The 9,037-nt window shown below is 62.5% G+C and carries 12 protein-coding genes; 5 read left to right on the forward strand and 7 right to left on the reverse strand.

Annotated elements, in window-relative coordinates; translation table 11 throughout:
• Positions 1 to 38 precede the first annotated feature (38 nt).
• Entirely contained in the window at positions 39 to 962 is a 924-nt protein-coding gene (locus tag HB630_RS22125) for a LysR family transcriptional regulator (protein ID WP_213774625.1), read from the forward strand.
• Between the two features lie 48 nt (positions 963 to 1,010).
• Here the strand turns inward: HB630_RS22125 and HB630_RS22130 are convergent, their stop codons facing one another.
• The 3 genes from HB630_RS22130 to HB630_RS22140 form a co-directional block, all read right to left on the reverse strand.
• A complete protein-coding gene (locus tag HB630_RS22130; RefSeq protein ID WP_213774987.1) occupies positions 1,011 to 1,829 on the reverse strand; it encodes a tetratricopeptide repeat protein in 819 nt (272 codons plus the stop codon).
• An 82-nt stretch (positions 1,830 to 1,911) separates the two neighbouring features.
• On the reverse strand, positions 1,912 to 2,598 hold the full coding sequence (locus HB630_RS22135) for a substrate-binding domain-containing protein (protein WP_213774626.1): 687 nt from the start codon (positions 2,596 to 2,598) through the stop codon (positions 1,912 to 1,914).
• 326 nt (positions 2,599 to 2,924) lie between these two features.
• Entirely contained in the window at positions 2,925 to 3,959 is a 1,035-nt protein-coding gene (locus HB630_RS22140; RefSeq protein WP_213774628.1) for a glutamine synthetase beta-grasp domain-containing protein, read from the reverse strand.
• A 590-nt stretch (positions 3,960 to 4,549) separates the two neighbouring features.
• On the opposite strand from HB630_RS22140, the gene HB630_RS22145 reads away from it, so the two are divergent.
• Positions 4,550 to 4,750 (forward strand): DUF2735 domain-containing protein, encoded by a 201-nt coding sequence (locus HB630_RS22145; protein WP_213774989.1) that lies wholly within the window; start codon positions 4,550 to 4,552, stop codon positions 4,748 to 4,750.
• A gap of 135 nt (positions 4,751 to 4,885) precedes the next feature.
• On the opposite strand, the gene HB630_RS22150 is transcribed toward HB630_RS22145, so the two are convergent.
• Complete coding sequence (locus HB630_RS22150) at positions 4,886 to 5,083, reverse strand: hypothetical protein (protein WP_249780978.1); 198 nt, start codon at positions 5,081 to 5,083, stop codon at positions 4,886 to 4,888.
• A gap of 337 nt (positions 5,084 to 5,420) precedes the next feature.
• On the opposite strand from HB630_RS22150, the gene HB630_RS22155 reads away from it, so the two are divergent.
• The 3 genes from HB630_RS22155 to HB630_RS22165 all read left to right on the forward strand — a co-directional run bounded on the left by HB630_RS22155 (position 5,421) and on the right by HB630_RS22165 (position 7,383).
• Positions 5,421 to 6,101, forward strand: a complete 681-nt coding sequence (locus tag HB630_RS22155; RefSeq protein WP_213774630.1) for an SDR family oxidoreductase — start codon at positions 5,421 to 5,423, stop codon at positions 6,099 to 6,101.
• A 160-nt stretch (positions 6,102 to 6,261) separates the two neighbouring features.
• On the forward strand, positions 6,262 to 6,948 hold the full coding sequence (locus tag HB630_RS22160; protein WP_213774632.1) for a DUF2161 family putative PD-(D/E)XK-type phosphodiesterase: 687 nt from the start codon (positions 6,262 to 6,264) through the stop codon (positions 6,946 to 6,948).
• Between the two features lie 132 nt (positions 6,949 to 7,080).
• Positions 7,081 to 7,383: a hypothetical protein gene (locus HB630_RS22165; protein ID WP_213774634.1), complete on the forward strand. Its 303-nt coding sequence runs from the start codon at positions 7,081 to 7,083 to the stop codon at positions 7,381 to 7,383.
• Positions 7,384 to 7,494: 111 nt separating this feature from the next.
• Here HB630_RS22165 and HB630_RS22170 read toward each other — a convergent pair whose 3' ends face one another.
• The 3 genes from HB630_RS22170 to HB630_RS22180 all read right to left on the reverse strand — a co-directional run bounded on the left by HB630_RS22170 (position 7,495) and on the right by HB630_RS22180 (position 8,949).
• Positions 7,495 to 8,115, reverse strand: a complete 621-nt coding sequence (locus HB630_RS22170) for a GNAT family N-acetyltransferase (protein ID WP_213774636.1) — start codon at positions 8,113 to 8,115, stop codon at positions 7,495 to 7,497.
• A gap of 148 nt (positions 8,116 to 8,263) precedes the next feature.
• On the reverse strand, positions 8,264 to 8,662 hold the full coding sequence (locus HB630_RS22175) for a PaaI family thioesterase (RefSeq protein ID WP_213774639.1): 399 nt from the start codon (positions 8,660 to 8,662) through the stop codon (positions 8,264 to 8,266).
• A 119-nt stretch (positions 8,663 to 8,781) separates the two neighbouring features.
• The gene (locus tag HB630_RS22180) at positions 8,782 to 8,949 is read right to left on the reverse strand and encodes a hypothetical protein (RefSeq protein WP_213774641.1); all 168 of its coding nucleotides are present in this window, start codon (positions 8,947 to 8,949) and stop codon (positions 8,782 to 8,784) included.
• Positions 8,950 to 9,037 lie beyond the last annotated feature (88 nt).

Raw genomic sequence — 9,037 nt, forward strand, 5'->3', positions numbered from 1 at the left:
CGACAAATGATTTTTGCAGAAATAGGACAAATCGATCTATGGACTATCTTGCCGCGATGAGCGCCTTCGTGCGTACCGTTGACTTGGGAAGCTTTTCCAAGGCGGCCGTCGAAACCGGCGCCAAGGTCTCGACCGTGTCGAGGTATATCGGGGCGCTCGAAGCTGACCTCGGTGCGGCGCTGCTTAACCGCTCCACCCGCCGCCTGCACCTGACCGAAGCCGGACGGACATTCTACGAGCGCGCCGTGCAGATCATCGGCGAGGTGGAGGAAGCGCGAAACGCGACCCGCTCGCTGAACGCGCGGCCGCAGGGACTGTTGAAGATCAACATCCCCAGCGCCTTCGGACGGCGGCATGTCATGCCGCATATGAAGGATTTTCTCGCGGCCTATCCGGACATCCGGCTCGACGCGACCCTGACCGATGCCACCGTCGACCTGATCGAGACCGGGACCGATGTTGCGGTCCGCATCGGCGCGCTGGCCGACTCCGTCCTGATCGCGCGGCGCCTCGCGCCGCAACGGCGAATCCTGGTCGCCAGCCCCAACTATCTCGCGACACACCCTGCGCTGCATGCGCCCGGGGATTTATCGCAACATGAATGCCTGACCTTCGCGCTCCAGCCGACCGGCGCATGGTTCTATCGGATCGACGCCCGGGCCGAGCCAATCGAGATCGCGGTGAACGGACATTTGCGCGCCAATGATTCCGAAGCGCTTCTGGATGCCGCCCTCGCCGGCCTCGGCATCGCCTTGCTGCCGACATGGCTGACCAGCAACGATCTGCGCGCCGGCCGCCTTGCGACCGTGCTGCATGAATGGGAATGGCTGATTGCGTCAGGACCGGAACGCGCGATCTGGGGCGTCTACCCGCCGAAAAAAGTCGTTTCGCCGAAGGTGAAGAGCTTTCTCAACTTCCTCAGTCAGCGCTTCGGTCATCCTGCCTATTGGGATGCGCCATAGGCCCGGCGGACAACGCGCGACCACGCCAAAACCTGGCCGCGCCGTATGCTAAAAACAAAGATTGGTCACGAGATTTCCGCGCTTGTCCTTGATCACGACGGGACACGAGATGCGCTTCAGCGCCTTCTTGGCGTCGTCATCGCCGAGCGCGGCGGCTTTCTCGTAATAGGCTTTGGCGGCGGCCGAATCCTTTGGCCCACCGCGGCCTTCTTCCGAGAACTCTCCCATCTGCTCCAGCGCGCCAGCGTGATTTTGCGCAGCCGCCTTTTCGAACAGGCTGCGCGCACCGGCCTCATCCTTGGCGCCGCCCTTGCCGTCGGCCAGCATCAGACCCAGTTGATATTGCGCTTCGGCGTTGGTCTCGGCCGCTTTCGCCAGCATCTCGCGCGCTTTTGCCGGATCCGATGGCGTCCCGCCCGCGCTGGACAGTGCGGCGAGATTGCTGACACCGCGCGGATTGCCGGCTTGCGCCGCGCGCTCGAACAGTTTCTGCGCCTGGGCGTCATCCTTGGCGACGCCGGCGCCGGTCGCGTAGAGCACGCCGAGTTCGACCATCGCCGAAGTCGAGCCCTTGTCGGCCGCCTTGCGCCACGCGGCGGTTGCTTCCGGCAACTGCCTGTTGGCGGCATAGGCGCGGCCAAGTTCGAACATCGCGCGCCGTGATGAGCCGCTTGCGTTCCTGCAATATTTGATGGCGGTCGCGACGTCGGACGGCGCGATATCGGCGACGCCCTTGATGTCGGCCGGCTTGTCCGGATCGGCGGGATCGGCCGCGACCCGGTCGCACAGCACGAGATCGGCGGATTGCGCACGAGCCAAAGACGGGATCGCCACGATGGCGGCCGCAGCAACCGCGACGCCGGCCATCACAGCGAAACAGCGCGTGGATAGTCTCTTCATCAGGACGCCTATTCTCACGCGATCAACCTGCTTCGAAGTCCGGGCGGATTCAAGGCTCAAGCCCGGACTCGCGCAGCACCGGCGCGGCCTCGGGCGAAGCCAGATAGTTCAACAACGCGTCAGCCTGTTTTGCGCATTGCGATGCCGCGACGCGACCGCCGGAAAACAGGCCGGGGGCTTGCAGATGCGGCGGGATCGGCCCGACAAGCTCAACCCCCGAGACCAGTTTCAATTCGCTAAGCTGCTGGACCGCAATGTCAGCCTCGCCCGTGACCAGCCGCTCGGCGGTGAGGCCGGACGGAATGACCAGGGCGCGGGCGTTGACCTCCGGCGCAATCCCCAGCCGCTCGATCAATTGCCCAAAGAAAATGCCGCTGGCGCCAATGCGCGAATAAGCCACCGACCGGGCGCCGAGCAAGGTCTTGCGCAAGGCGTCCTCGGTCGCGATGTCCGGATGCGCGGCGCCGGCCTTCACGGCGATGCCGACAAAGGACCGCGCGAGGCGAACGCAACTGTCCGGCGCCACCGCCCCTTTCGCCGCGAGGTCGTCGAGTGCTTCCGCGGTCATGATGAGAACATCGGCCGCTTCGCCTTTGCCCAGACGCTCGATGAGCCCGACCGTCGGGGCGAAAACGGGGTCGATCCGCGTTCCCGTCGCGGCTTCAAATCGATCGGAAAGATTTCGGATCGCTCCCATCAGGGCAAGCGTCGAAAACAGGCGAACGGTATTTTCCATCGGCGGCCTTTTCCAAGAGAGCCCGAAATTTCCAGGAGAGCCCGAAATCGCATCAAGCCCGGCGCGTCACCTTTAGCACGCCAGGGCATGGGATCTGCAAATCTGCGCGAAGGGGCCCGCTTCATGCGAAGGACGCATGGCAAGAGGCCACACGACAAAGACACCGACAAAAAAGATACGGGCAAAAAAAGACCAGCTCAATCGGGGCAAGGCCGCGGCTGGCTGGTCCAAGGTGCTACTGGGAGGAGAGGCATAGACACCCTCGCTTGGGAAGCGAGGATCACGGCCTGGACGCCCCAAGATCCAGGCCGCGATTGGTGAGAGACCTAGGCCGCCGCCTTCGCGCCGGTCGGCACCTCGGAGATCGTCTTCAGGATCTGAGACGCGATCTGGTAGGGGTCGCCTTGCGAGTTCGGACGGCGATCTTCCAGATAGCCCTTATAGCCATTGTTGACGAAGGAGTGCGGAACGCGGATCGAAGCACCGCGGTCGGCCACGCCGTAGCTGAACTTGTTCCACGGCGCCGTCTCGTGCTTGCCGGTCAGACGCTTGTCGTTGTCCGGGCCGTAGACCGCGATATGGTCTTCGAGGTTCGTTTCGAACTGCTTCATCAGCGCTTCGAAATATTCCTTGCCGCCGGCTTCACGCATGTACTTGGTCGAGAAGTTGGAGTGCATGCCCGAGCCGTTCCAGTCGGTGTCGCCGAGCGGCTTGCAATGCCATTCGATGTCGACGCCGTAGCTCTCGCACAGACGCATCATCAGGTAGCGCGCCATCCACATCTGGTCGGCGGCCGTCTTGGAGCCCTTGCCGAAGATCTGGAATTCCCACTGGCCCTTCGCGACTTCCGCGTTGATGCCTTCGTGGTTGATGCCGGCGGCGAGGCAAAGGTCGAGATGCTCCTCAACCATCTTGCGCGCGATATCGCCAACGTTGCTGTAGCCGACGCCGGTGTAATACGGACCCTGCGGCGCGGGATAGCCGCTCGCCGGGAAGCCCAGCGGACGACCGTCCTTGTAGAAGAAATATTCCTGCTCGAAACCGAACCACGCGTCGGCATCGTCGAGAATGGTCGCGCGCTTGTTCGAGGCGTGCGGCGTCTTGCCATCGGGCATCATCACTTCGCACATCACCAGCGCGCCGTTGACGCGCGCGGCGTCCGGGAACACGGCGACCGGCTTCAGCACGCAATCGGAACTGTGGCCTTCGGCCTGCATGGTCGATGACCCGTCGAAGCCCCACAGCGGAAGCTGTTCAAGCGTCGGAAATGACGCAAATTCCTTGATCTGAGTTTTGCCGCGCAGATTCGGCACCGGCGTATAGCCGTCGAGCCAGATATACTCGAGCTTATACTTGGTCATTGAGCCTCTCATATTGACGATGCAAAAGGTGGGGAACCTTAAGTAGCTGATCCCCCAACACCTACCCGGCCGTCGATGGCCGGGGTTTACCAAGCATTTAATGTGCCAATCCGCCGCAGTGCGGCACCCCGGCCGAGGGCTCCGGCATGCTGGGATATCCGGGCCGTTTTCCTGTGATCGAGGGTGCGGCAAAGGCGCGCGGCCACGCCGTCCAACGGGGATGAAAACAGCGCCCTTGGGTGCGGAATCACGCCTGATCCCGCGGCAGTCGAGGATGGAGCGACGCCGGCGATGAAGGATGCGTCAGCCGTTGACGATTTCCGCCGGGAAGTTCGGTCTCCGCCCGCAACCCTTGCGCCAGCTCAAGCGTTAATCAACGGAATGTTGCCTCGCCCAAGGCAAAATTGAATATGCCCACTAAATAGACAGAAAATGATTTCATTTTCATCAGATTGCATTCGTGGAAGCACGGACCGATATCGGACCTGGTAACTACCCAAGAACGAGTTGGGCGCACCATGAAGCCCAAGGTTCTCGATATCGGCCTTCGACACAGGGCGTTTCGACATTCGACAGAGGAGATGAAGACGATGAATACAGGTTTGAATCAGGGGTCCGCCAAGATCTACCAATTCCCGGCCGGGGGCCGCTCGGCTCTCGGCGGACATCGCTATGGAGAGACCAGAACCGCAACCGACCTGGCCGCGTCGCGCGTCGTGGAAGCCGACTGCAGCGAGAGCTGGTATCACGCGGCGGCCATCCGCGAATCCAAACCGGCGTGGGAGCATTGATGCCAGGGTCAGATTCGACGCCGGCGCGCTGCGGCCGGAGTCCGGTGAACTACGAGAATTGAAAGAGGGTCGGAACGAAAGCGTTTCGGCCCTTTTTCTTTACAGATTTCTACAGGCTTTGTTGCGCGGCTTACGTTACGCCGCGGCTTCCATTTCAGCGTCGAGATCGGCAATCACGTCCTCGAATGCCGAAATGGCCTGTTGAACGGCAGCAATCTGAATCAGCTCCCAGCCGCTGACCGGACCGTTGCGATTTTGCAGGGCGACGACCAAATCGCGCCGCTGCTCCTTGAGCTGTACGAGCGGCAATCCGTGATCAGGCAGATTTCTCATCATCATGTTCCGACCCCCCATGGGACTAGATTGGATAGACCTATAACTGACCGGCTCTGCGATCCAATTACAAAACTCCGACAAATTTTAACGATCGGGCCCGGCTCGATCGTCTCGCGCGACGCCAGCCAATGCCCTAACGAGATGTGAACGCGGATGGCTGAGCGCGACGGATCCAGCGGGCACATCGCCATTGGGAGAGGCATCCGACATTCGGACCATCCACGGGGAAACATTTGACGCTTGCGCACCTGACCGCCGCGGCAGTGCAAACGAATTTCGCTTGGCGGGGCGTCGCTTGGCAGTACAGTGAATCTGCGCTGGATGGAGATCTGTCATGGACGGAAAAGTCGTTGTCATCACCGGCGCGTCGGGCGCGCTCGGCAGCGTGGTTGCGCAGACGGCCTTTTCCCATGGCGCGCGCATTGCCTGCATCGATCACGCGGCTTCGCAATCTCCACCGACGGCCGGCCGGATCGAACTCGGCGGTATCGACCTGACGGACGCCGCGCAGGCGAACAAAGCCATCGACGCCGCCACGGCCCATTTTGGCCGGCTCGACGCGCTGATCAATATCGCCGGCGGCTTCGCGTTCGAGGCGGTGGCCGACGGCGACGCCAAAACCTGGCAGCGCATGTATGCCCTCAACGTCCTGACCGCGCTGAACGCCTCACAGGCGGCGCTGCCGCATCTTGCCGCATCGCCTGCCGGGCGGATCGTCAATATCGGCGCGATGGGTGCGTTGCAGGCCGGTCCCGGCATGGGCCCTTACGCCGCCTCCAAGGCCGGCGTGCATCGTCTTACCGAAGCACTGGCGGCCGAATGGAAAGGCAAGGTCACCGTCAACGCCGTGTTGCCGTCGACCATCGACACGCCGGCCAACCGCGCCAGCATGCCGCAGGCGGATTTCGGCAAATGGGTCACGCCGGAAGAACTGGCGAATGTCATTTTGTTTCTGGCGAGCGACGCGGCAAGCGCCGTCACCGGCGCGCTGTTGCCGGTGAGCGGCCGGGTGTAACGGCGGTCGAGCGCCATTCTTTGCGCGAACCGGTACTCACCCCTGATCAAGTCGGGGGCAGGCTTTCGCTCGAAAACGCTATAGCTGAATTCGGCTAAACTTCTGCCATTGAGTCGTGGCTGGTCTTGGTCACAACCGCCTTGCCGCCGGAGATCGATCGTTGGAAACCGCGCTTTATTTGCCCGTCAAACGCTTCCTTGAAAAGCTCGGCTTCACGGTCAAGGGCGAAGTCGGCGGCTGCGATCTGGTGGCGTTGAGCAGCGCCGATCCCCCCATCGTGGTGATCGGCGAATTGAAGCAGACCTTCAATCTCGAATTGGTGCTGCAAGCCGTCGATCGCGCCGGCGCCTGCGACGAAGTCTGGCTTGCCGCCAAATTGTCGGCGCGCGGCAAGGGCCGCGAAAGCGACGCGCGGTATCGCAATCTCTGCCGCCGGCTGGGTTTCGGCATGCTCGCCGTCACCAACAGCGGTGACGTCGAAGTGATCGTCAAGCCGGCGACGACCAGCCCGCGACGCAATCCGAAAAAGCGCTCGCGCCTCGTCACGGAGCATCAGCGGCGCAAGGGCGACCCCGTGCCCGGCGGCAGCACCCGCGCGCCGATCATGACCGCGTATCGGCAGCAGGCGCTGGCCTGCGCTTCGGCGCTGTCGCAGGGACCACGCCGCGTACGCGATCTGCGGCCCGATATTCCCGACGCACCGAAAATCCTGCTGCACAATGTCTATGGCTGGTTCGACCGCGCCGAGCGCGGCATTTATGTCCTGACCGACGCCGGCCGCGCCGCGCTGAAACGCTGGCCGCAGCAGCCTGTGGACTTCTCGGCCGCCGGAGATTCCGCGTCATGATGAGCGGTCGACAAGTTCAGAAAAATTCCAGATGCCAAAACTCCGGATGCATGGCTGTGTTGCCATTCGAATTTCATATTGCAATGCAACATACCGACCTCTACGTAGTGCCGCATCACAAGTGAGGCCCCGATGAGCGAAGACTGGAACACGAAATACGGACCCCGGCGCGTGCGGCGCGATCCGCCAACGCTGGATGAGGCCATTTTCGCGGCTATCGGCATCACCGACGATCTGGAAGCACAGGCCGAGATCGCCGCGTCCCTGATGGGGATGCCGCTCGAGGAAGTGCTGGCCGAAGTGAAGAAAGTGGCGCGCACATCGGCGCGCTCCGCGACGCGCGTGATCACGGGCGAACAGGGCGCGCAGCGCTCGATCGTCGTCGAGCGCCGCGTGGTCAGGAAGTTCGGCAACGACAAGCGCACCGGAACCTGACACGCAGCGCCATCGTGTGAGCGGTTCGGCCAATCTTGCGACTGGTCCTACGCCTAGTCTTGGGATCAGCCGAACGAGTTTTGGCGAACAAACGACGGGCGCGCGTCCTGCTCAGGCCGCCCGGCCCCAGCCATACATCCGCATCAGCATCTGCCAATAGGCCCGGTTGAAGCCGGCCATTGCCCGCGTCGCTTCGATGGCGCCGGCAAAGGCGGGCCATATGATTTCCGGCTGGCCGTGCTGCGCAAGATCGATGGTGCCGGTGGATTCGCCGTGGCGGAAGGTCAGATGCGCGCCGAACCTGTTCGCCAGCGCCCGCATCGCCTCGTTCTGCGCGCCGGTGGTGATCCGCAGGTTGCGGTAGCCCCTCGCCCGCGCTTCGGTGATCACCTTCCGGAACAGGATGCTGCCGACGCCGCGCCGCCGCACCGATGCTTCGACGCTGAAGGCGATTTCCGGCTGCGAATCCGGCGATTGCTCGGGCGGATGGAGTTCCGCCGCGCCGCGCACCACGCCGTCCTCGAAATAGGCGATGATGACGGTGCCATCCTCGGCGCATTTCCTGGCATAGCGTTCGATGAAGCCATCATCCATGAAGCCGTGAAAACGATCGTAGCGGCTGGTGCGGTCCAGCCGCAAAAGATGATCGCGCAGCAGCGGCAATTCTTCCTGTCGGCTGAGTGTCCGGACGCTGCCCCTGGCAGGCTTGGAACCGGCAATCCCGTCGCGCATGTCTCAACTCCTCTCAGATAGCCCTCGAGGAGGCGTCGAATCCCTAGGATTTCAATATTGTGCATTGCAGCATAAAATTCAAGGCCGCCGGCCGGCCCGGCTGTGCCGATCACGGAAATATTGGTTAATTCAGCGGAGTTTCAGCCGCTCACAGCACCATCTGAGTCTGCGTCACGATGGCGACCAGCTTGCCGTCCTCGGTCTCCAGCCGCGTCTGCCAGACCTGCGTGCGCCGCCCGCGATGCACCGGCGTCGCGGTCGCGACAACCGTCGCGCCCTCGCCGGCGGCCCCGATGAAATTGGTCTTGCTCTCGATCGTGGTGGTGCCCTTGGCGTCCTCCGGCAAATTGATCAGGGTCGCCGCCGCTCCGACCGAATCCGCGAACGCCATCACAGCGCCGCCGTGGATCGTGCGATGAAGGGTGCAGAGGTCGGGCCGCACCAGCATCCGCGCCACCACGCGGTCCTTTTCGGCCTCGACAAAGGTCACGCCCTTCAATTCGGCAAACGGCATTTTAAGTGACTGGATTTTTTCCAGCGGCGTCATGACATCGCCTCCCCTGTTCCCGAGACGGCGATGAAATCACGACACCCCTTCACCCGACAATGACGCGGGACGTAAAAGCCTGCCCGTATATCGCCAGCAATTACCCCGCACCGATTGCCTTACAAAGGCACGTTCATCGGGACAGCCGTGATGTGCTGCGACGGCATCCGGAAGGACTCGCCATAATAGAAGATCGCCGATCCCATCATGGCCAGCAGTAGGATGATCAGCATCAGATTGAGATGCTCGGGACTGATTATTCCGCCCTTGTGGAGGTGAATTCTCATCGTTGGCGCTCCCTTGCAGGATGGCCGGGACCAAGTCGTACCGGATGCGCTATGTTCCCGATCCGCCCGGCAATATCCTTGATGCAAC

This window comes from Bradyrhizobium sp. dw_78, assembly GCF_018449525.1.
Lineage (GTDB): Bacteria > Pseudomonadota > Alphaproteobacteria > Rhizobiales > Xanthobacteraceae > Bradyrhizobium.